The 21,737-nt window shown below is 44.1% G+C and carries 19 protein-coding genes, 1 tRNA gene, 1 CRISPR repeat array and 1 riboswitch; of the genes, 12 read left to right on the top strand and 8 right to left on the bottom strand.

The annotated features are described in order from the left end of the window. Positions 1 to 17: 17 nt before the first annotated feature. The 4 genes from cas7c to cas2 are packed head-to-tail and all read left to right on the top strand — an operon-like array spanning position 18 to position 2,853. Positions 18 to 878, top strand: a complete 861-nt coding sequence (cas7c, locus tag OF158_RS14325; RefSeq protein ID WP_035183668.1) for a type I-C CRISPR-associated protein Cas7/Csd2 — start codon at positions 18 to 20, stop codon at positions 876 to 878. Next, positions 868 to 1,524, top strand: a complete 657-nt coding sequence (gene cas4, locus OF158_RS14320; RefSeq protein ID WP_026684593.1) for a CRISPR-associated protein Cas4 — start codon at positions 868 to 870, stop codon at positions 1,522 to 1,524. Before cas7c ends, cas4 begins: the two co-directional genes overlap by 11 nt. After that, positions 1,521 to 2,552, top strand: a complete 1,032-nt coding sequence (gene cas1c / locus OF158_RS14315; protein WP_026684594.1) for a type I-C CRISPR-associated endonuclease Cas1c — start codon at positions 1,521 to 1,523, stop codon at positions 2,550 to 2,552. The genes cas4 and cas1c overlap by 4 nt, the downstream gene beginning before the upstream one ends. A 10-nt stretch (positions 2,553 to 2,562) precedes the next feature. After that, on the top strand, positions 2,563 to 2,853 hold the full coding sequence (gene cas2, locus OF158_RS14310; RefSeq protein WP_026684595.1) for a CRISPR-associated endonuclease Cas2: 291 nt from the start codon (positions 2,563 to 2,565) through the stop codon (positions 2,851 to 2,853). A 168-nt stretch (positions 2,854 to 3,021) separates the two neighbouring features. Then, positions 3,022 to 3,843: direct repeats of the CRISPR family, unit length 32 nt; unit sequence GTCGCTCCCTACATGGGGGCGTGGATTGAAAT. Between the two features lie 197 nt (positions 3,844 to 4,040). On the opposite strand, the gene OF158_RS14305 is transcribed toward cas2, so the two are convergent. The 3 genes from OF158_RS14305 to OF158_RS14295 all read right to left on the bottom strand — a co-directional run bounded on the left by OF158_RS14305 (position 4,041) and on the right by OF158_RS14295 (position 7,497). Next, entirely contained in the window at positions 4,041 to 4,460 is a 420-nt protein-coding gene (locus tag OF158_RS14305) for a helix-turn-helix domain-containing protein (protein WP_035183676.1), read from the bottom strand. Between the two features lie 770 nt (positions 4,461 to 5,230). After that, a complete protein-coding gene (locus OF158_RS14300) occupies positions 5,231 to 5,854 on the bottom strand; it encodes a histidine phosphatase family protein (protein WP_035183678.1) in 624 nt (207 codons plus the stop codon). A 281-nt stretch (positions 5,855 to 6,135) separates the two neighbouring features. Next, complete coding sequence (locus OF158_RS14295) at positions 6,136 to 7,497, bottom strand: IS4 family transposase (RefSeq protein ID WP_043052472.1); 1,362 nt, start codon at positions 7,495 to 7,497, stop codon at positions 6,136 to 6,138. Positions 7,498 to 7,737: 240 nt separating this feature from the next. Continuing rightward, positions 7,738 to 7,885, top strand: a riboswitch (cyclic di-AMP (ydaO/yuaA leader). A 202-nt stretch (positions 7,886 to 8,087) separates the two neighbouring features. Here OF158_RS14295 and OF158_RS14290 point away from each other — a divergent pair. From OF158_RS14290 to OF158_RS14280, 3 genes are all read left to right on the top strand, one after another. Further along, the gene (locus OF158_RS14290; protein ID WP_026684953.1) at positions 8,088 to 9,389 is read left to right on the top strand and encodes a cation:dicarboxylate symporter family transporter; all 1,302 of its coding nucleotides are present in this window, start codon (positions 8,088 to 8,090) and stop codon (positions 9,387 to 9,389) included. 376 nt (positions 9,390 to 9,765) lie between these two features. Further along, the gene (locus OF158_RS14285; RefSeq protein ID WP_026684954.1) at positions 9,766 to 10,911 is read left to right on the top strand and encodes a metallophosphoesterase; all 1,146 of its coding nucleotides are present in this window, start codon (positions 9,766 to 9,768) and stop codon (positions 10,909 to 10,911) included. A 644-nt stretch (positions 10,912 to 11,555) separates the two neighbouring features. Further along, positions 11,556 to 12,470, top strand: a complete 915-nt coding sequence (locus OF158_RS14280) for a DUF1002 domain-containing protein (protein WP_017551458.1) — start codon at positions 11,556 to 11,558, stop codon at positions 12,468 to 12,470. A 22-nt stretch (positions 12,471 to 12,492) separates the two neighbouring features. Here the strand turns inward: OF158_RS14280 and OF158_RS14275 are convergent, their stop codons facing one another. Genes OF158_RS14275 through OF158_RS14265 form a run of 3 tightly spaced genes read right to left on the bottom strand, consistent with a single transcriptional unit; the run spans position 12,493 to position 14,445 of the window. Continuing rightward, positions 12,493 to 13,362 carry a hypothetical protein gene (locus OF158_RS14275; protein WP_225620917.1) on the bottom strand — a complete coding sequence of 290 codons (870 nt, stop codon included), beginning with the start codon at positions 13,360 to 13,362 and terminating at the stop codon, positions 12,493 to 12,495. A 27-nt stretch (positions 13,363 to 13,389) separates the two neighbouring features. Then, entirely contained in the window at positions 13,390 to 13,812 is a 423-nt protein-coding gene (locus OF158_RS14270; protein WP_017551460.1) for a DUF6114 domain-containing protein, read from the bottom strand. A gap of 24 nt (positions 13,813 to 13,836) precedes the next feature. Continuing rightward, positions 13,837 to 14,445 carry a DUF6230 family protein gene (locus tag OF158_RS14265; RefSeq protein ID WP_014097216.1) on the bottom strand — a complete coding sequence of 203 codons (609 nt, stop codon included), beginning with the start codon at positions 14,443 to 14,445 and terminating at the stop codon, positions 13,837 to 13,839. A 286-nt stretch (positions 14,446 to 14,731) separates the two neighbouring features. Between OF158_RS14265 and OF158_RS14260 the strand changes: the two genes are divergently transcribed. Next, positions 14,732 to 16,267 (top strand): response regulator transcription factor, encoded by a 1,536-nt coding sequence (locus tag OF158_RS14260; protein WP_014097217.1) that lies wholly within the window; start codon positions 14,732 to 14,734, stop codon positions 16,265 to 16,267. 889 nt (positions 16,268 to 17,156) lie between these two features. Here OF158_RS14260 and OF158_RS14255 read toward each other — a convergent pair. After that, a tRNA-Arg gene (locus OF158_RS14255) sits at positions 17,157 to 17,229 on the bottom strand. 579 nt (positions 17,230 to 17,808) lie between these two features. Here OF158_RS14255 and OF158_RS14250 point away from each other — a divergent pair. Then, positions 17,809 to 18,498: an N-acetylmuramoyl-L-alanine amidase gene (locus OF158_RS14250; RefSeq protein ID WP_035183689.1), complete on the top strand. Its 690-nt coding sequence runs from the start codon at positions 17,809 to 17,811 to the stop codon at positions 18,496 to 18,498. Between the two features lie 452 nt (positions 18,499 to 18,950). Here OF158_RS14250 and OF158_RS14245 read toward each other — a convergent pair whose 3' ends face one another. After that, positions 18,951 to 19,514 carry a beta-class carbonic anhydrase gene (locus tag OF158_RS14245; protein ID WP_035183696.1) on the bottom strand — a complete coding sequence of 188 codons (564 nt, stop codon included), beginning with the start codon at positions 19,512 to 19,514 and terminating at the stop codon, positions 18,951 to 18,953. Positions 19,515 to 19,673: 159 nt separating this feature from the next. On the opposite strand from OF158_RS14245, the gene OF158_RS14240 reads away from it, so the two are divergent. Genes OF158_RS14240 through OF158_RS14230 form a run of 3 tightly spaced genes read left to right on the top strand, consistent with a single transcriptional unit; the run spans position 19,674 to position 21,724 of the window. Continuing rightward, complete coding sequence (locus OF158_RS14240) at positions 19,674 to 20,315, top strand: class I SAM-dependent DNA methyltransferase (protein ID WP_014097221.1); 642 nt, start codon at positions 19,674 to 19,676, stop codon at positions 20,313 to 20,315. A 5-nt stretch (positions 20,316 to 20,320) separates the two neighbouring features. Then, on the top strand, positions 20,321 to 20,791 hold the full coding sequence (locus tag OF158_RS14235; protein WP_014097222.1) for an S-ribosylhomocysteine lyase: 471 nt from the start codon (positions 20,321 to 20,323) through the stop codon (positions 20,789 to 20,791). An 18-nt stretch (positions 20,792 to 20,809) separates the two neighbouring features. Then, entirely contained in the window at positions 20,810 to 21,724 is a 915-nt protein-coding gene (locus tag OF158_RS14230) for a PLP-dependent cysteine synthase family protein (RefSeq protein ID WP_035183701.1), read from the top strand. The last annotated feature ends 13 nt before the right edge of the window (positions 21,725 to 21,737 follow it).

Raw genomic sequence — 21,737 nt, 5'->3', positions numbered from 1 at the left:
TTGAGAGGGGACTAATTATGCCAGCTTTAGATCATAAGATTGATTTTGCCGTTGTGTTGTCTGTTACAAAAGCTAATCCCAATGGAGATCCGTTGAACGGAAACCGCCCGCGCCAAAATTATGATGGTTACGGGGAAATTTCTGATGTTGCGATTAAACGCAAAATCAGAAACCGTCTACAAGACATGGGCGAATCAATTTTTGTGCAATCAAACGATCGAAAAAATGATTCGTACAACAGTTTAAAAGAACGGGCGGATGCGAATCCGGAATTGAATAAGATTTTTAAGTCCAAAGACGGATCAGGTGAAACTTTTGCTGCTATCGCATGCCAAGAGTGGATTGATGTCCGCAGTTTCGGCCAAGTATTTGCATTTAAAGGATCCGGCAATAAAGGTGTATCTGTAGGGGTAAGAGGCCCTGTTTCAATCCATACTGCTACCAGTGTATCCCCAATTGATATTACAAGCATGCAAATTACCAAAAGTGTAAACTCTGAGCCTGGTAAAGACCGGGGTTCCGACACTATGGGAATGAAACACCGCGTAGACTTTGGTGTCTATGTATTTTATGGAAGTATCAATCCACAGTTGGCCGAAAAAACAGGATTTTCAAATGAGGATGCCGAGAAAATTAAGCAGGCCTTGGTCACGTTATTTGAAAATGATGCTTCTTCTGCACGTCCTGAAGGGAGCATGGAAGTCAAAAAAGTATATTGGTGGGAACACCAGTCCAAATTGGGCCAGTATTCGTCGGCGAAAGTGCATCGGTCATTAGCTGTTACACCACTTGTGGATAATCCTAAAACGTTTGAGGACTATGAAATTACTTTAAATGAATTGAGCGGTTTAAAGGTTGACGTCATCGATGGCATTTGATGAAGATGAATACTTAATGTTGTCGGGTATTCAACATTTTCAATTTTGCAAGCGGCAATGGGCATTGATTCATATAGAGCAAGCGTGGGAAGAAAATGTAAGAACGGTTGAGGGGCAAAATATCCATCAAAAAACGGATAGCCCCTTTATCCGTGAAAAGCGAGGTAGTAAATTAATTGTCCGGGCAATGCCAATTAAATCAAATGAATTGAAATTGACTGGAATATGTGATGTTGTTGAATTTGTGAAGGATAAGAATGGCGTTGAAATTTATGGGAATGAAGGAAAATATATTCCTTATCCGGTTGAATACAAACGCGGCAAACCGAAAAAGAATGATTCGGATATTTTACAGCTTGTTGCGCAGGCGATGTGTCTTGAGGAAATGCTTCTATGTGAGGTTAACAAGGGCTATATTTTTTATAACGAAATCAAACGCCGGATTGAAATTCCGATAACCTTGGATGAAAAAAATAAAGTTAGAAAGATTGCTGCTGAGATGCAAGATTACTATCAACGCCGTTATACGCCAAAAGTAAAAACCGGCCCCTTCTGCAACCAATGTTCCCTCCAGAATATTTGTTTGCCGAATATCATTCGTAAACGTGCTGTTTCCAGTTATATAGAAGGGAAGATAAATGAGTGAAAAAACTCCTGAACACTTTATTTATTACGCAGCCGGAAGTTTATTTATCCTTGGATGGAGACAATATTGTGCTTTTAAAAGAGAAGGAACAATTGGGGCGACTGCCACTGCACAATTTGGAATCGGTCGTTGCTTTTGGCTATACAGGGGCCAGCCCTGCCTTAATGGGGTATTGCGCCGAAAGGAATATTTCTCTCATTTTCTTTACAATGAATGGCCGCTTTCTTGCCAGAGTAATTGGTAAAAGCAGGGGAAATGTTGTTTTGCGAAAAAAACAATACCGTATCTCAGATGATGAAATCGCTTCGGTTCAAATTGCCAGGAATTTTATTATCGGGAAGATATACAACCAAAAATGGATTCTTGAAAGAATGACAAGAGATTATCCGTTGCGTATTGATGTTACGCAATTTAAGGATGTTTCCCGGTTTTTATCCGCCATTATCAAACAGGTCAGACTATGCGATAGTTTAGAAACATTGAGGGGGTTAGAAGGACAGGCTGCCATCAATTACAATAAATTATTTGACCAAATGATTCTACAGCAAAAAGATGATTTTTTCTTTCATCACCGTTCACGCCGGCCGCCTTTGGATAACGTGAACGCCATGTTGTCCTTTGCTTATACATTACTGGCAAATGACACAGCTTCCGCACTGGAAGGAGTAGGTCTTGATGCCTATGTTGGATTTATGCACCAAGACAGACCGGGCAGGGTTTCACTTGCTCTGGACTTAATGGAAGAATTAAGAGGTGTGTATGCGGACCGTTTTGTACTTTCATTAATCAATACCAAGGTAATCAATAAAGATGATTTTTTAAAAAAGGAAAATGGAACCGTCATTATGACAGATGAAGCAAGAAAAAAGTTTCTAAAAGCCTGGCAAAATAAAAAACAGGAAAAGATTACTCATCCGTTTCTTGGAGAAAAGATTTCATGGGGACTGGTTCCCCATGCACAAGCTCTGTTGTTGGCCCGGTTTTTAAGAGGAGATTTAGATGAGTATCCTCCTTTTCTGTGGAAGTAGGTGGAAAATTTTGCTTGTTGTCATTACTTATGATGTGAGTACTTTGACCGGAGCAGGGCAGAAGAGGTTAAGAAAAGTAGCGAAAGTTTGTCAAAACTATGGCCAGCGTGTCCAGAATTCCGTTTTTGAGTGTTTCGTTGATGCAACACAATTTGCCTCTTTGAAGATTGAACTGTCTAATATTATTGACCCAGATGAAGATAGCCTGAGATTTTATCAGTTGGGAAACAACTATAAAAATAAAGTAATGCATATCGGGGCAAAACCATCTTTGGATTTAGAAGACCCCTTGATCTTTTAGTGCGAAGGTGTAGTGCACACGATTTTCCCGTGTGTTCGCACCAATATGCTAACCAATATTTTACATATATTGGTTAAATGTGGAAAAATAGTCCTTTGTTTATCAGAGGAAATGGCGAAATTTGGTTGTTTTAAAAACGTACATTCGCCTTTTTGACCAAATTCCGCTGTCGCTCCCTACATGGGGGCGTGGATTGAAATCGCCGACAAATACAAATGAATTTCACTCGTCAACGTCGCTCCCTACATGGGGGCGTGGATTGAAATATCAAGCGGAAAGCACGTTGGCAAATGGGCGGTGTCGCTCCCTACATGGGGGCGTGGATTGAAATTGGAACAGTTAACGTCAGACAATTTACAGGGCTGTCGCTCCCTACATGGGGGCGTGGATTGAAATCCAAACGATCAGGGATAAAGTATGGGATGAGTGGGTCGCTCCCTACATGGGGGCGTGGATTGAAATCTGTTTGAATGCACGGGACTGACTGAATACTGGGTCGCTCCCTACATGGGGGCGTGGATTGAAATCGGTGCATCCTTGAGTGCTTCAATATGGTGCACGTCGCTCCCTACATGGGGGCGTGGATTGAAATTGCCGGAGGACCTGGATACAGCTATCCAGCATTAGTCGCTCCCTACATGGGGGCGTGGATTGAAATTGCAATGGCAGGGAGCCTTAATCTTTCCCACTTTGTCGCTCCCTACATGGGGGCGTGGATTGAAATCATTCCTCCATGCTCCACCCCGTCCACGCTTGTAGTCGCTCCCTACATGGGGGCGTGGATTGAAATCTTTAAATACGCGGAAACATCCCCATAGTTTGCAGGTCGCTCCCTACATGGGGGCGTGGATTGAAATCTCCTCCAATATGTATAGATCGTCAACCTTCACCCGTCGCTCCCTACATGGGGGCGTGGATTGAAATCGTTTGCTGTATTTGCGATCCCTAGGATCATCAAGTCGCTCCCTAATGAATACTTGCTGAGCAAACCAGACAAAGCCTTGTATCTGGTTCGCTCAGCCGCAAATCTGGTTGATGCCGCCTTCTTTGTTCCTTCCATCAACCTTAGACCCGAAAAGTGGCGCTGAACGCGCAGATACCAGTGACAAACCCTTTTTGTAAAGTAACTCTTGTTTTTATAGTTCCTGGAACCGGGACCAGGGCTTTCCTTATTCAGCAGCCCCCGATTATGTATTTCTGTCATCCTCGTCGTCCAGTTCCCTGATCAAATTCCAAGTCTGATAAATCCGGTTTGCCATTTTCTCAGGATCTTTCAGCATCATTTGGTATAAATCCGGCTCATGGCTCAACGTTTCAAGCAGTTTCTTTTCCGGATTACTGACCGCTTCATTTGTCTTCAGGCCGGCATGGTTGGTAAGGCCCAAAAGATAATCAATTGAAACTTTCAACACTTGCGAAATTCGGTATAGCACCTTAATAGAAGGAAAACTGTATCCAGTTTCGTAGTTCGAAATGTTCCGGTCGCTTACCCCGACTTTTTTCGCAAGTTCAGGCTGGCTGTAGCCTTGAGCTGTCCGCACTTTTTTCAATCGGGCTGCGAATATTTCTTTAACGTTTTCCATGTTTTCATTCCCATGATCGGCCATTGCTACTGCTCCTTAAAAAAAATCAAAAAAGATGGTTGACTTCCAAAATAATTGTGTATAATATAAGTGTATAGAAATTATTTTGTTGATGAGCATCTGTACAAAAAGTTGACAAAGAGCCGGAGACACAAAGAAAATAGATGCTTCAGCAAAAAATACCCCCCTATTTTCTCATAATTCTTACTTACTATTCCCAAATTCAAAGTAAGAGTAATATGGTCTCCAGGCTCTTTTTTTACAGTCTCCCTTCCAGTTTAGCATGAAAACGATGCTGTTTTAACCCCTTTTTAAATTGTAAACGCTTTCATTAAAATGACGGGTCTATTTACCCACCCTTCCATAACACCGTTAACGACGCTAGTCCCATACTGGCACGCAAAAGGTTTGCTGAACGAATTCCATTCTGGCTTTGCCTCAATATATAGAAGGATGCCTCTGTCGCAAATGGGGGATGCTACCTTCTCTATACGTTGAACCGGCTTATGCGGGCAAAGATAAGTCCGGATAAGCGGTCAGTCTCTTTATCAAGTCCACGGTTCGTAACCCCTTCAAGCAGGCAGGACAGTTCCATGCCTTTATAAAATCGACATTCCCTGTTTTCCTTTACATGACGTTCATGTCCACCAACCTTATCCCAGGTTTAGAGGAAATCAATTATAAAAAAGCATTGTAGCTTACGTTCAAAATGCCCCAGCCCCAATATAGCCTCTGCCCATGCGGTTCCATTGTTCAACCGGCATGGGCAGGGTTCTACAGCATAGGTGCAACTCTCAATTTTTTATGGAAGATAAGTGCGTATTAAGATTAATGGCCAGAAATCCGGCGTTTTCCGGTGTCTCTTTATAAATCGTAATTCCAGTATTGTCTTGTGGGATCATCCGGTAATTTTTATACGGGACTTCAAGGGTTCCGGCGACGAAAAAGCGGATTGCCATGCTGTGGGCAACAACAAGGACAGTTTCTTCCGGATGTTTCTCCACCAGCTCATCGATACAGGCACGGACACGGTTATAGACCTGAATGGCCGTTTCCCCCGTATAACCTGCATGTGTCGCACCCGGATCTTTTAGCCAGGCCTCCCAATTATCCGCATATTTAACGGAAAAATCTTCCTGGCGTTCTCCCTCCCAGGCACCGAAGTCCGTTTCGACAAGACGTGGATCTTGATGGATTTTCAAATTCCGCCCCTCAACGAGAATTTCTGCCGTACGGGTAGCCCGGCCCAATGTGGATGCATAAACAGCATTAAACGGAATGTCCTTTAAAAACCCTGCCGCCAGTTCCGCCTGCCGCACGCCGGTCTGCGACAAACCGATATCGCTTCTCCCGCAATATCTGTTCCGGTCGGCATTCCATTCTGTCTGGCCATGGCGCACAAAATAAAAAAGTGTCATAATGTACCCCTTTTCACAAAGTATCAACTGGTTTTATTTTAACAAATTGAGGAGTGGAATGCTATTTCCGGTCAATAAGATTCCTTTCATAATCCATGAGAAGAACACTCTCTAGATGTTCATTTAGCTGTGTACATTTAGGTGATAGAGTGTCTTCTCATTTTTTCACTCATTCGCCGCTTCAAGTAAAGTTTTACAAATACCGAATTGCCGGATATGCAACACGATTGCGTCCGAGCCCTCCCTATAAAAAATTTATTTGCTATATTATATTAAAATACTCAACTTTCGCAGACTGAAACAGGTAGGTATACCTTGATATAATTCGGCAGACCCGCAATCCATTGTTGTAGTTGACTTTTGATCAGTTGTTGAATTTTCTTATTACTTTTATCCAGAGTATCTTCAAGAATCTCGACTAACTGCTGCAATGCAACAGCCCAATCAAGGTCATCTATTTCATCACATAATTCATAAAACATGCCACCTAATGTTCTGTCATCTACACTGCAACGGTTTTGCCATGACAAGACAATATACCTTGCAAACACAATGGTCGTGTGGCTGATAAGCGCGTCATATGAACGACTCTGGAATTCCTTTTGTAGTTTTAATAGGGACTTTGTTGTTTTGAAGAAAACCTCAATATCCCAACGCATCCCGTAAATACGGATGATTTCCTGGTCACTCAGTGTACAGTCTGTACTCAAAATCGCCAACCAGTCGCTTTTCTTGTTGCGGTTGCGAACAAAGACAACTTTAATTGGCACGCCATTGGCCTGCGTTGTATGGATGGAACGCAAGATTCCTTTCTTTCCACTAGTCGGTTTAGCTAGACGATACAATTCATCTAGGCTAACACGCTTACCATCGACAAAATAGCGTTGTTTTAATTTTTTGACCATACCAATTACGTCAAGACCTTGTTCTGTAATCTCCTTGATGAGAGGTTGTTGGGTGAACCACGAATCCATTAGAACATAGGAAGCATCGATACCAGAATTCATCGCCCGGGCAATCATGCCAGGAATCTGTTCTGGTGCCGTTTGTAATGCTTCTTTTCGGCGCTTATAACCGGAGCTGCGTTTATCGATATTTTCGGATATGCCGTTGATCTGGCTCTTTTTCGAACTCAATAATGAGAAGTCAACGGGTAGGAATGTTGCGCCATCAGACCATCCTAATGTCAACATGCGGAATCCTTTGTAAAAACGCATTTTTTGAGATGCATGATCAAAGCAGCGAGCCAGAAGCTCAACGTGTTTGCTTCGGTTCCGGTCATAAGATGAATCATCTAAAATCAATACTTTCGGACGGTCATGACGTGTCAATTTCGAAACTTTTCCAATCACTGAGGCAACCAGTGAAAGGAGGAAACGACGCCAGTTGAACGTTGATTGGTTGAGAAACCGATAAACGGTATCTTTGGCTGGAATGTCTGTAGCTTTCTTACTTTCCAACATCCTGAACCAGTTTTTGTTTTCAAAGATCATACAAAAAATCAATTGAAAAATGTAGGCACAAGAAAAACCAAAGGACTTCGTAATACCGGCGATTCGCAAGTGTTTCAACATATTCAACTCTTTAAATGTTGATTTTATTTCATTTGGTAGTTGATTATTCAGGCTGTTTTTCGCTATCATAGTAGGAGACACCTCTTCTATTTGGTAGTGATTTTCGATAAATCAACTATACCAAAAGTAGAGGTGTTTTTTCATATATTAATTTTACTGTCAAGTGCTGTATCTGAGACGTAATAGACATTAGCCAGCACTGAATTTATTATGATTTTCTAGGTGCGAAAGTTGAGTAAAATATTATATAATGACAAAGGACGCTAAAACATTGAAGAAGGATGAGTTGTTTTTTTATTTTTTAAAAACTTCATATCATCGCTCAATTACATGTTTATGTAAACGGGGGAACCAACAGGTGTTTTATGCACCAGGGGTGAAACCTTTCAATGAAAGGTAGGGAAACTCTTTATTCCCTAATCCGTCAGCTAACCTCGTAAGCGTCTGGAGAGAACTGTGTGTGTTTTTTGGACACGCCTTTTAAGCAAAAATGCTGCGAAGGAATTTCTCTCTTTCGTGGTTTTTTTAATTCACAAATTTGGTTTTCGGGGTAAAGCCGGAAACTGGCAGGACTTGCGATTTGAGTTTTACAAACAATCCGGTATGCAGCTTGCGTACTGCGCTTTTTGAAAAATATTGGCATCTGGGAGGGAAACTTCATGAAAAGAGTGAGCTTAGCCTGGCAGATTTTTATCGGCCTGATACTAGGTATTGCGATTGGCGGCATTTTCCACGGCAATGACACCGTGGCCCATATTCTCCAGCCGTTTGGCGACTTCTTTTTGCGCTTGATTAAAATGATTGTGATTCCGATTGTCGTTTCAAGCTTGATTGTCGGTGTTGCCGGCGCAGGCGATATGAAACAGGTTGGAAAGCTTGGCCTGAAAGCATTGATTTATTTTGAAATTGTCACGACCATCGCGATTGTAGTAGGACTGCTGGCCGGAAACTTGTTTCATCCGGGGACAGGGGTGGATATGGGCTCATTGGCAAAAACATCGATCAGCAGCTATGTGGAAACAACAAAAGAGACGCAACACAATGGCATAGTCGATACGATTTTAAGTATCGTGCCGACGAACTTGTTTGAATCCCTTTCACAAGGGAATATGCTTCCGATCATTTTCTTCTCTGTCATGTTCGGGATTGGGGTGGCAGCCATCGGGGAAAAAGGAAAACCGGTGCTCCGCTTTTTCCAGGGTGTCAGTGAAGCAATGTTTTATGTCACTAATTTGGTCATGAAAGTGGCTCCAATTGGTGTATTCGGCCTGATTGGTGTAACCGTTACACAATTCGGCCTCAAGTCATTGATTCCGCTAAGCAAACTTGTTTTCACGGTTTACGGCACGATTATTTTCTTTGTGGTTGTCGTGCTTGGCCTGATTGCCTGGCTTTTCCGTGTAAATATTTTCAATCTCTTCAAAATCCTGAAAGACGAATTGATCCTTGCTTATTCCACTGCAAGCTCGGAAGCGGTGCTGCCAAGGCTCATGGAGAAAATGGAAAAATTCGGTTGCCCGAAATCGATCACTACACTGGTGATTCCGACCGGGTACTCATTCAACCTGGACGGCTCGACCTTGTACCAGTCGCTGGCGGCGCTGTTTATTGCGCAAATGTACGGGATTCACATGTCCATCGGTGCGCAAATTTCGCTGGTGCTTGTGCTGATGGTTACATCAAAAGGCATCGCCGGTGTTCCAGGAGTTTCATTCGTTGTCCTTTTGGCGACGCTGGGGACGGTCGGGATTCCGCTTGAAGGCTTAGCATTTATTGCTGGCATTGACCGTATTCTGGATATGGCAAGAACAGCCTGCAATGTCGTTGGCAATACGCTTGCAACCATTATTGTGTCAAAATGGGAAGGAAAATATGATAAAGAAAAAGCAGAAGCGTACCTTGCCGAAATCAGCGGTGGCGGGCACGATTCCAAAGATCACAAATATGTAACGGAATCTTAAGATGAGCGATGAAGTTAAAAAAGGTGCACTGCCGGAATAGAGGCAGCGCGCCTTTTTTGTTTGCGAGTAAAGAACGTCGGTAGTTTTTTACATTTCCATCAAATTATGCTAGCTCTGTTGCCTACTGGAGTCATGATGCAAATTGGCGCTTGGACTCGGTGTGAAAACTTCATCCGTATAAGTTGAACTCCTTCTTGATGTGTCGCCAGAAGAAATGCTTACCTTGATCGGCTTTGATTTTGGAGCGGTACAGATTTTTGTCGGGAAAAATTGTGCCTCTCTTTCCAAGGATTGTTACCGGTTGGACTGAAATAATGAGCGCCCTAGGGCACAAACTATTCACAGCAGCATGTATTGATTTTTTGGAGGGATAAAGATGGACAAAAAAATGCTACTGTGGGTAGCGGTACTGTCCCTCGCTCTTTTTCCCCGGACGGAACATGCGGATGCGGCTTTTTGGTTTCAATCGAAACGGGCCACTGTCGACTTGCGTTTGCTGGAGACATCGGATTTGCACGGCTATATGCTGAATTATGATTATGCCGCTCGCACTGAGGCGGAGACTTATGGTCTTGCTCTTACGGCTTCACTCATTGCAGCGGAGAGGAAGACGGCAAAAAATACGATGCTGTTTGATGATGGGGACTTACTTGAAGGGAACGAAATGGCTGCTTATGTTGCCCGGCGCCCGTTAAAAAAAGGGGAAATTCATCCGTTTATCCGCGTGATGAATCATTTAAATTACGACGCAGCGACCGTGGGCAATCATGATTTTCATTACGGACTTGATTTTTTGAAACAGACGATCAATGGAGCAAAGTTTCCGTTTGTAAATGCCAATATATACTATAATTTCGAAAAAAATGATACAGATGACCAAAATTTTTTCAAACCCTATGTGATTCTGGATAAAAAAGTGGAAGACCGGAGCGGGCACCATCATCATCTGAAAATCGGGGTCATCGGATTTGTTACGCCTTCAGTCATTGAATGGGAAAAACCGAGCCTTGGCGGCAAAGTCAAAGCAAAGGACATCCTGCATACGGCTGCCTGGTTTGTCCCGCGAATGAAGGCGGAAGGAGCCGACCTGATCATCGCGCTTGCCCATTGTGGTGTGGATCCGGCTGCGAAACAACCGTTTTATACAGGCGATGCCGTATATTTATTAAGCGAGGTAAAAGGGATCGATGCCATTCTGTTTGGGCATCAGCATAGGGTGTTCCCAAGCGAATTTTTTGCCGGCGTCCCCGGCGTCGATATCCGGAAAGGGACAATCAATGGCGTGCCAGCAGTAATGCCCGGCAAGTGGGGGAGTCATCTCGGTGTGATCAGTCTCACTTTGGAAAAAAAGGGAGAGAAGTGGGAGATGACGCAGGCACAATCGGAGGCGAAACCGGTATATGCCATCCACAATCAACAGGCAAAATCCATCGTTAGACCGGATCCGGATATTGTTCGAATGACCGCCGAGCTGCAAAAAAACGTGCTGGGGTCCAAGTTTACTTTATATAGTCGAAACTAATTTGCCCATGCCGCCTTTGTTGCGGCATGGGCATTGAAGTGAAGGAAGAGGACGGCGGGGCATATTTTAACGTAGAGGTGTTCTATGTTAAGGAAGCACGTGAAAGTCTGCATCTATCTTAAAGTAGATGCGTTCTAAGTGAAGGCGGGGCATGAAAAATTGTGTCTATCTTAACATAGGGACGCTCTATGTTAAGGAAGCTGGAGAAAAATCATGTCTATCTTAACATAGATGCGTTCTAAGTAAAGGAAGCACGTGAAAACCAGCGTCTATCTTAACGTAGATGCGTTTTAAGTGAAGGAAGAGCATGAAAAATCGTGTCTATCTTAACATAGGGACGTTCTATGTTAAGGAAGCACGTGAAAATCTGCATCTATCTTAAAGTAGATGCGTTCTAAGTGAAGGAGGGGCATGAAAAATTGCGTCTATCTTAACATAGGGACGCTCTAAATAAACTTTCCGTACATGGTTAAAATTGTCGCACCTCCCCACACTAGGCCCTGGTTTTCTCATCATATTTTTAGGGAAAACGGAAGGTGCAATCGTGTATAATAGAAATGATGCATCATGATGAGCAGGTTTGTAGGCTTTTGAAATGGCAGCGCGGCAAGCCCGCAACATTTCAAAAAGGGAGGAAAAAAAGAATGCTAAAAAGATTGGGATGGATCTGGTTCATCGCTATGATTGCGCTTGGGTTCACCATGAACGGCGTGGCAAAAGCGTCCGGCGATAACAGTACAGTGATCGATGAAAAATACGGGAAACCGATCGTTGCGACAGGCGCGGCTCTTTCTGCCTCGCAAAAAGCAGAGGTGGAAAAGGAACTTGGCGTGGACGATGCAAACAATGTCGAAGAGATTACCGTAACCGGCGATGATCTTGTCCATTACATCCCTGATGGCAACCGCAATTCGAATATGTATTCATCCGCAAAAATTACAAGAACGGATTCCGGCGGTATCCAGGTGAATATTGTAACACCGGAAAATATTACAGAAGTAACGGCAGATATGTATAAAAATGCGCTGCTCACTGCTGGAATTAAAAATGCGGAAGTGGAAGTGGCTTCCCCGCTCAAAGTAACCGGACATTCAGCGCTTGTCGGTATTTATAAAGCTTACGACAATTCGGATAAATCCGGGGATAAACTTAATTCAGACCGGACGGAAGTGGCCAGCCAGGAACTGAGTGTTGCAACGGATCTGGCGAAAAAGGAAGGGTTAAGCAATGATCAAGTGACCCAGCTTCTTACGGAAATTAAGCAGGAAATTGCAAACCAGCATCCGGCAACAAAAGAAGATATTGAAAAAATCGTTGATGATAAATTGAAGGATTTAAACATCAATTTGAGCGATTCCGACCGCCAGCTGCTGTATGATTTATTCGACCAGATGCGTAAGCTCAACATCAATTTTGGTTCGGTCAAAAGCGAATTGAGTTCCTTGTCCGACAAACTGAGCGATAAGATCAACAAAGCGGCCGGAGACAAAGATTTTTGGCAAAGCGTAAAAGACTTTTTCCAAAACATCTTTGACGCGATCCGGGGATTATTCCAATAATGGGAAAGAAGGCAGTGCGCCCCTAATTTCCGGCGCTGCTGCCTTCTTTTTGTTGAACATTTTGATCTGTGCTGCCCTGATCCTGAGCAGTCTTTGTAGTGGTGCGATTCTTTTCCGTTTCCTGACCGGAAGCAGGTTCTGTGCCAGTGTTGTCCAATTTTGTATCATCTGTGTTTTCTGATTCCTTATTTTTATTTTGATCCGTAACCTTGCCATCCGTTTTCGCATCGTTATGTTTTTCTGTATCCTGTTTTTCTGTTTTCGCTTTATCCTGCGTGCCATCCTTCGCTTTATCAGCCGTATCAGACTTGTCGTTTTTTTCTTCTTTGTTTTTTTCAGGAGTGCCGCCCTGCAGCAGTTGTGTCAGCTGATCAGCCTGCTTTCGCAATGTTTCCTCATCTGAACCGGAAGTGTCAATATCGGCTGCGCCGGTTTCCATCGATAGGTTAAGACCCGGCAGATCGGCATTGTCAGCAAGCTGTTGATGGGCAACAAGGCGGACGTTTTTCATGCCGATCTGTCTGGCTTTTTCCGGAACGTAAATGCCGCCAAAGTTCACCTTTGTGGCATCGACCCGCATATTTTTCAATTGAATCGGGCCGGGGGCATTCATATGGATCGTCACCGGTCCCTCAGGCGTTTGCAGCACTTTTGTGATTTTCAGGCCGTAAATGGTGACATCCGCATACTGCAGGCGGAGCATGACCTGATTTTGTTTTGTCGCTGTATCGCCTGCTGTAATCCCGGGCGGAAGCATCGCGCCTTCCACGCGGTCTGCTTCAATGATGAAGCCGTCTGTTACGGGGGATTCAGCCACTGAAATGTTTGTAAAAAAGCAAAAATTAAATGCAATAAATGCGGCTGTCAATAGGAAAGATTTTGTTTTCTTCACTTGCCTCACCATTTCTGTGTATAGTCTTTATCTTTCTTCTGCACTCCCTGCGGCAATTTCTTCCATCGGGCCCACACCAGCCGGCACTTCCTCCTGCCTGATTACCCGCCATGAAACAGATAAAGACCCGCCGATTATACCGAGCAGGGTTCCAATGAAAAATCCGCCCATCGCCCCCATGATGGAAAGAACAGACAGAAAAATGGCCAAAATGCCGAACACCATATTAAATTTCGGAAAAAAATAACCCATTCCGCCGATCAGAAAAATCAAGCCACCGAAAATGAGGCCGATCGACACCATGCTTCCGGGCGCAGCTGCAATTTCAAGAAGTTGAACCGGCACATATAAAATGATCATCCCGGAGAGCAACGTAAACGTTGCCCCCCAGAATGGCCGGCTTCTTCTCCAGTTTCTAAATTTCATGCGGAACATATGGAACTTGCCCATTATGATCACTCCTTGAAGAAAAGCCTATTTTTTGACAAACTGCACTTTTAGGTTCGGAAGATTTGCGACTTTTTGGAATAGGTAATGTGTATCCAGGCTGCCGTTTTTGATCGTTAAAGTATCTGCCCCTTGTGTAAAAGCCTTGGAAGCAGCTTGAGGGTCATCGGCAGTGACATAATTTTCTGAAATATTCATATTGGTGAAGACTGCATCCCCCTGGACAAGCGCAGCTTTTTGAATCAGCCCATTAAGGTGTACAGGTGTGTTTCCGTCGCCCGCCGTAATTTTCACCTGGTAATCGCCAAGAACCGGAATCTTAACATCTTTTGAAATAACCAAGTCCTGGATCGTCACTTTATCAATTTCATTGACAAAGACCGGTTTGACATGGTCCTCCCCTTTGGATGGATCCCCGTATAAACTCCCGTATAATTTAAACCCGGTACCTTGCATTTGTTTGAATGAAACATTGAATTTGCCGATGCCGCCGACAGTTGCTGCAACGGCAACCCCGTTAATGCCGAGTACAGCTAAAAGTCCCCCCAAAAAAATAAGGCCTGAAAGCAGAGCGGTAAAAAACCATTTTTTTGAAGTTCTCCCTTGTCCTTGTAAGACTAATGCCCCTTCGTTCATGTAACAATCCTCCCCTTTAAAACTTGATCATTTAAAAAAGATGGTACGCTAAAATATTTAGGTGAAAAATCCCCTCCTTTCCAAATGATATCGCTTACATTTTTCTTTATTTTATTCATTTTGGACAAAAAAATATATTCCTATTATTGTAGGGAATTCAATGGCTTATGGCCTACAAATATCGTGTCGGAAAGCCGGTATGTTTTTTTGCGCGCCAACCAGGCATGATTATGATAATATTATAGGAAAAAAGACCGGTAAGGGGTTAGACAAAGGAGGGAGAAAGGTGTCGCTGTCGTTAAATGCGCATATGGACATGGTCATGAAACATGGAGTGGACCTTTTGCGCTCGCACCAGCAGCAAATTATTGCGGAATGTACGGGAATTTTGCAGTATTTGAGAGAAACACATAAAGGCAGTGCGGATGCTTTTGAATTCGCTTTCAATTGTTTTGTCGCCTTTTTCCGTTCCGGCCAGCAATCGGTTGAGACGCTGATTGACGATATCCGGTCGCAATGGGTGAAGGAATTCCACCGCCCGCCGGAACCGCATGTTCTCATCTTTATTTTAACACTGATTGAAAACTCTGTTCATAAAGCCATAAAGGAAAGCACGACCCGGTCTTTTCATTTACATCCTTCCGTCCAGTACCTGTTTTCGAAAATCTGCGAAGAAATGCTGCTCATTTCCAAACAGGAAACTTTTCAAATGGATTCATTTTGTGAGCAGCTAACCAAATCCGAGCAGCTCCGGATCGAGTGGATTGCAAGGGTCAGCCATGTGGATGGGGGGTACCGGCTGAAGAAAGTGATCGGGATGGAGGAGAACGCGATTGACAGCGGGCTGTTTGAACGGACGGATCCTTCATGGTTTTGGCTGTCGGAAGCGCTGCTGAAGCGGACGCCGCGCCGGAAACCGGATGAAAGGCGGGATGTGTTTCCGGTTCCGTGGAAAAACGAGACGTTGATTTTTTGTATGAGCGACCAGGATGTTTCGGCCACAATCCCGTTTTTAACCTATGCGATGCATTTGTTGCAGATGGAGGAGGAACGAAACGGAAAAGTATATGCGGGCGACCAGTGGAAAGATGCAGTCATTTTATTTAACGAATGGATTATGCGCTCCCAGGATTTAAATGAAGCGATCCAAAACATCGCTTTTGGTTACGCACAATATTTGCCGTTTGAGCGCTGTGCCCTGTTCCGTTATTCGCAGAGCGATGCCGCGGGATTCGGCCTGTTCGGCTACCATTTTAACAATACGGCAATCCGGAATATAAAGGAGACGATCGACCGTTTTCCTTCCATTTCCAAAATATTGCTGGGGAAAGGGCAGCAGGTAAATATGGTACAGCATTTCCAGCCGCTGTATATCCCAAAAGCGTCAGAAGAGTTTCCGATGCAGTATGTGAAGGAGTTTGAGCTGGAATCGGTCGTGGTTGCCCCGATTTATGTGCCGTCAGAAGGGGTGTTAATTGGCGGTGCCATTTTGGACCAGGGGCCGGGGAAGTTTTTTGAAGTGGACAGTAGCACATTTACGGCGCTGTTGAAATTCGGTCAGAGCGCAGGTGAACTGCTGGCCAAGTTTTTAAAAGCGAACCAGTGGGACGAAAAGCAGCCGGAACTCGTCCAGCTGTCCGCCCGGGAAATCCATATTTTGCAGCTCTTGGCGGACGGGGCCTCGACGACGGAAGCAGCGGAAATGCTGCATTTGAGCGAGTATACGGTCCGGGATTATGTCTCAAGCCTGATGAAGCGGCTTCACGCTAGAAACCGGACGGAAGCCGCTGTAAAAGCAATGCGGCTTGGGCTGATTCATTGAACTCGCCATTTTCCTCCGTTATGCACTTTTTTTAAAAGGCGAAGTCATGAGGGCTTGCTGAACGAATCCGATTTTGAGTTTGTACCCAATTTGTCAGCAAGCCCTGTCTCAAAGTATAGAAGAATCCATTTGCGAAAATGTGTAATTTTGTCTTCTTAATACGTTGAGTCGGTTTTCGAGTGCTAGCTTTTCCCTGGAGTTGTTGTAAAAATTTTTGCCAAAGCGGTCAGCATCCATGCCAAATTTGGGGATTTTGCTTATACAGCAAATCCTACGTAGGTAAAAAATTGTGTGTAAAATGATCGAAGTCCGGGTAAAATACTTTTACATCCTAGAGTCTGCTGCAAAGTTCAAAGCCCCCGAATTTACGGGGGCTGTAAATTTGACAAAATAAAAGTCTCCCAAAAAAATGGGAGATCTAGACAAAATAAATCAATTTTCTTATAATTTGTTATGCAGGCGTAAAAAGGTTTTCGATTAAGTGTTTAAGTTTAACAACAAAAAATACCCCCCTATTTTTGTTAAATCTTTTTTAGAAGAACGCCTGCAAGAGCAGGTTTCGGCCTGCTCTTTTTTCTACACAATACAGCTGGCTCTCTTCACACAATTTCTCTTCGAAATGTTTATCACGGCGCTGAATCTGGATCATGCTTAGCTAAGTTCGACTAGAATTTTAGTGAAAATGGGCTGATTCTCTGACAAATAAGAAGGAAACGGAAATAATGGGATTTTTTAAAGATTTTTTCGCCGAAAGAATTCTCCCGCACCCGCAAATGTTAAGGCACTCACTTTTGCAGAAACAAAATAATTTTGCACGGATTTTGCACAGAAGAAATGCAAAACGCCCGCAAACCCTTGCTATTAAAGGTCTGCGGGCGTTGCTGTTAAGCGGCCCCGAGAGGACTCGAACCTCTGACGCACGGTTTAGGAAACCGACGCTCTATCCACTGAGCTACGGAGCCGTAAATTGCTAATATCCGTTCGATGTCACCTTAAATATTATAGTGAATCTGTCGTTTTGTGTCAATACCCCTGTAGACCGCTCTCTAGATGTTTATCTCAAAGTGTACATTTAGATGATAGAGTGCCTTCCCATTTTTTTCACTCGCCTGATCCTTCGAGTAAAATATTTTACACATACGCTTTTCCGAAAAAACATGGTTCTTCCCGCTTCAACTGCCAAAACACTTAAAGAAACAATTCTATTTCCCAATATCCAAATTCTTCCTTAAAACGCTTACGGACCAAAACAGGCGGACAACCTGTCACAAATGGCACATGCTTTACATACGATAGGATAGAGATTTGGTTCTCTGCGTGAGATAAAGGTTTTTCTACCGAAGTATTGACCTGTATTTGCAATCTGCCCCTGTCGCCTCAACTTGCCGGATGCCCGGTAAAATTTTGCCGGCCGCTTGCCATTCCGGCTGCCGGCAAAAAGGATGGTTTCCATTTGTGCAAAAAAACATGACAGGAAAGTAACCATTTAACTTTAAAAAAGATATGTGGAAATTGAGCATGATTGAAAAGGGGTGAAGTATTTGTTTAAACTGTTTCTTGATCCGGGACATGGTGGAAAAGACCCGGGCGCTGAGGGAAACGGGCTGGAAGAAAAAGACATCACTTTGGAGATTGCCAAACAGATTCAGGACATTTTAACAAACCATTACCAAAATGCTTCAGTAAAAATGTCGCGGACGACGGACAAATTTGTTTCTTTGGAAGAGCGGACGGATGCCGCCAACAGCTGGGGCGCCACTTTTTTTCTTTCCATTCATATCAATTCAGGAAATGGAACGGGTTTTGAAAGCTATATTTATCCAAAATCAGGCTCTGCTACGGCAACCTACCAGAAAACCATCCACCAGGAAGTGGTGAAGCTGAATGATTTAAAAGACAGGGGCAGAAAAACGGCCGATTTTCATGTGCTCAGGGAATCGATCATGCCAGCACTTCTTACCGAAAACGGCTTTATTGACACAGCAAGTGATGCGAAAAAAATGAAGAAAAGCAGCTGGATTGAAGACGTGGCACAGGGGCATGTCAACGGGCTGGCAAAAGCTTTCGAGCTCAAAAAGAAAAGCGGTGCAACGTATCATAAAGTCGTTAAGGGGGATACCGTTTACGCTTTAAGCAAAGAATACGGTTCGACCATCAAAGAAATAAAGAAATGGAATAATCTAGATGATGATTATACCATCCGTGTGGGGGAAAGATTACGGGTAAAGTAGCCGTACAAGCGGCCTTTACCCGTTTTTTGTCTGAAACACCTTCCTCCTGTTTCCCTAATCTCCCCGTCTTTCAGCAGCTTATATACCCTATTATATAAAATGAACGAAACGTGGATTACACCGTTTCCGCTGCAAACCGTCATCATCAGCAAACCAAACTGATCCTTGGTCTTCATGTAAAAACTTACGCTCATTTTATTAGCCTAACGCCATTTTAAAATTCCCTTAAATTTCTGCTCACAAAAAAACCGGCACACAGGCCGGCTTAAAAAGGGGATAAAACAGTGGGTATTTGTCCAGCATGCTTACTGCTCTGCTGTCCTCGCTACATGATTAATTGTAAACCGGTTACCCTAAAAAACAATGAAAGCAACATCATCATTTCATGAAGTTTCGATTAAAAAATGAAGAAAACCCCGTCAAGGTCTCCGCCATGGATTTGGCGCCCGGGATTAATTTTCGTAGCCGTTTACGATCAGATCAAGTTTCCCGGTTTCCGGGTCAATGACAAGCCCATGGATCGGCACTTTTTTATCCATCAGCGGGTGGTTTTTAATGATGCCGACACTCTTTTTTACGCTGCTTTCGACCTTGTCGAAACCGCTCAGCCATTCGTCAAGGTCGATTCCCGCATGAACGAGTGTTTCAATCGCATTTTCGTCAACCCCGCGTTTTTTCATATTCTCAAGCACGGTTTCGCCTTTTAACCCGGTCATGCCGCAGTCATAATGGCCGATCACAAACACTTCATCCGCCTTCAGCTGATAGATGGCAACAAGCAGGCTCCGCATCGTGCTGTCGAACGGGCTCGTTAAAATGGCGCCTGCATTTTTTACGATTTTTGCGTCCCCGTTTTTAATATTCATTGCTTTATGTAACAATTCAATGATCCTTGTGTCCATGCATGTGAAAATCACCATCCGCTTGTCGGGGAATTTGGAAGTCAGGTAAGGCTCGTAAGCTTTTTTCTCCACAAATTCCTGGTTAAATGCAAGTACTTCATCTAACAATGTCATCACATCTCACTCCTTTAAGCATATTTTAAAATACAATGGCCGGAAATAAAAGTATACACGTTAAAAATGGGAGTAAATCCTTCACCTTATGGTTTGCGAAAAAACCAGGGGCGTGTTACATTTAATTCAGAGTTATTTTATGGGAAATGGGGGATTTGATTGGGAAGGGAGTTTGACGCGCTGTTTGATGAATGGTCCCGCTCCTATGATCAAACCGTTACCGGTAATGATGCCGAATACGAAGAAGTATTCTATCAATACGATAAAATTTTGGATGCCGTCAGAGACCGGGCAACCGGTTTTGTTGTTGAATTCGGCCCGGGAACAGGCAATTTGACGGGCAAGCTTTTGGAGAAAGGGCTAAAGATAATCGGGATAGAACCTTCTGCTAATATGAGAAAAATCGCTCAAAAAAAGCATCCGGATGTTAAAATAATAGACGGGGATTTTTTGAATTTTCATGTGCAGGAAAAGGCGGATACATTTGCCAGCACGTATGCGTTCCACCATTTAACAGACGAAGAAAAAAGGGCTGCCATATCCCTTTTCCACACCCGGTTAAAGGCGGGCGGCAAAATCGTGTTCGCCGATACGGTTTTTGAGACGGAAGAAGCAAAACAGGAGATGATCAAGGAAGCCAAAGCAAGGGGATTCTGCCGGCTTGCGGAAGATCTTGAAACGGAATATTACACCACCATTCCCGCTTTATCTTCCATCTTTGAGGAAAATGGTTTTGATGTCTCTTTCCGGAAGATGAACCGGTTTGTGTGGCTAATGGATGCAAAAATGAAAGGAGCATGATCATCATGACAGAGATGAAAAAAATGAACGTAGAAAGCTTTAATTTGGACCATACAAAAGTCAAAGCGCCATATGTTCGCCTTGCAGGAGTAAAAGAAGGGATTCACGGCGATGTGATCCGCAAATACGATATCCGTTTCTGCCAGCCGAACAAGGAACATATGGATATGCCGGGGCTCCACTCGCTCGAGCATATGATGGCGGAATTCGCCCGCAATTACACGGATAAAATTGTCGACATCAGCCCAATGGGTTGCCAGACCGGTTTTTATTTTTCCGTTATCAATTTGGATGATGATGGCGAGGTGCTTGACATCATTGAAAAAACGTTAAACGATGTATTGCATGCCACAGAAGTACCGGCCTGCAATGAAACACAGTGCGGCTGGGCGGCAAGCCATTCTTTGGAAGGCGCAAAGGAAATTGCCCGGAAAATGCTGGCAAAACGCGATGAGTGGACGCAAGTATTTGCCTGATAACAGGAGACGAGTGAAATGAAGTATGCGAAAAGCGTACACGAACTGATTGGCAACACGCCATTGGTTGAATTAACCGCATTTGATTTGCCAAAAGGCGTCCGGCTGTTTGCAAAGCTGGAATACTTTAACCCAGGCGGCAGCATAAAAGACCGACTCGGCGCTTATCTAGTAGAGCGCGCGTTTCGGGAAGGTAAGCTGAAGCGCGGTGGGACGATCATAGAACCGACGGCCGGCAACACGGGCATCGGGCTTGCGCTTGCTGCGATTCGTTACGGCGTGCATGCTGTTTTTGTTGTGCCGGAAAAATTCAGCGTGGAGAAACAGACGCTGATGCGGGCGCTCGGGGCTGAAGTCGTGAACACGCCGACCGAACTTGGTATGGAAGGCGCAATTGCGAAAGCAAAAAAACTAGTCGCTGAAACACCAAATGCGTATTTCCCGGGACAGTTTGAAAATCCGTCCAACCCGGAAACGTATTATAAGACGCTTGGGCCTGAAATTTGGGAAGCACTTGATGGCCATATCGATGTTTTTGTCGCAGGTGCCGGTTCCGGGGGCACGTTTATGGGGACTGCCCGCTATTTAAAAGAGAAAAATCCGGGCTTGAAGGCAGCCATCGTGGAACCAGAAGGCTCGATTTTAAACGGGGGCGAGCCGCGCAGCCACCGTACGGAAGGGATCGGCATGGAATTTTTACCGCCATTTATGGACCGTACATTTTTTGATGCCATCCATACGATTCCCGACGATACAGCTTTTAAACGGCTTGCGGAAGCAGCCCGGCTTGAAGGCCTTTTGATCGGCAGTTCCTCAGGTGCTGCTTTGGAGGCGAGCCTGCGCGAAGCAAAGCAGGCAAAACCGGGCACGCATATTGTCACCATTTTTCCGGACAGCAGCGAACGGTATCTCAGCCGCAGCATTTATTCTTGATGAGAAGGAGTTT

It is taken from the genome of Weizmannia sp. WK01 (assembly GCF_025905465.1).
Lineage (GTDB): Bacteria > Bacillota > Bacilli > Bacillales > Bacillaceae_C > Weizmannia > Weizmannia faecalis.
The sequence above is the reverse complement of the archived record's forward strand: the minus strand, read 5'-3'. Positions and strand labels throughout refer to the sequence as shown.

Excerpts from the sequence above, each read along its gene's own strand:
- cas7c (WP_035183668.1), top strand. The coding sequence starts at position 18 with ATGCCAGCTTTAGATCATAAGATTGATTTTGCCGTTGTGTTGTCTGTT.
- cas4 (WP_026684593.1), top strand. The coding sequence starts at position 868 with ATGGCATTTGATGAAGATGAATACTTAATGTTGTCGGGTATTCAACAT.
- OF158_RS14305 (WP_035183676.1), bottom strand. The coding sequence starts at position 4,460 with ATGGCCGATCATGGGAATGAAAACATGGAAAACGTTAAAGAAATATTC.
- OF158_RS14300 (WP_035183678.1), bottom strand. The coding sequence starts at position 5,854 with ATGACACTTTTTTATTTTGTGCGCCATGGCCAGACAGAATGGAATGCC.
- OF158_RS14295 (WP_043052472.1), bottom strand. The coding sequence starts at position 7,497 with ATGATAGCGAAAAACAGCCTGAATAATCAACTACCAAATGAAATAAAA.
- OF158_RS14290 (WP_026684953.1), top strand. The coding sequence starts at position 8,088 with ATGAAAAGAGTGAGCTTAGCCTGGCAGATTTTTATCGGCCTGATACTA.
- OF158_RS14285 (WP_026684954.1), top strand. The coding sequence starts at position 9,766 with ATGGACAAAAAAATGCTACTGTGGGTAGCGGTACTGTCCCTCGCTCTT.
- OF158_RS14280 (WP_017551458.1), top strand. The coding sequence starts at position 11,556 with ATGCTAAAAAGATTGGGATGGATCTGGTTCATCGCTATGATTGCGCTT.
- OF158_RS14270 (WP_017551460.1), bottom strand. The coding sequence starts at position 13,812 with ATGGGCAAGTTCCATATGTTCCGCATGAAATTTAGAAACTGGAGAAGA.
- OF158_RS14265 (WP_014097216.1), bottom strand. The coding sequence starts at position 14,445 with ATGAACGAAGGGGCATTAGTCTTACAAGGACAAGGGAGAACTTCAAAA.
- OF158_RS14245 (WP_035183696.1), bottom strand. The coding sequence starts at position 19,514 with ATGACATTGTTAGATGAAGTACTTGCATTTAACCAGGAATTTGTGGAG.
- OF158_RS14235 (WP_014097222.1), top strand. The coding sequence starts at position 20,321 with ATGACAGAGATGAAAAAAATGAACGTAGAAAGCTTTAATTTGGACCAT.
- OF158_RS14230 (WP_035183701.1), top strand. The coding sequence starts at position 20,810 with ATGAAGTATGCGAAAAGCGTACACGAACTGATTGGCAACACGCCATTG.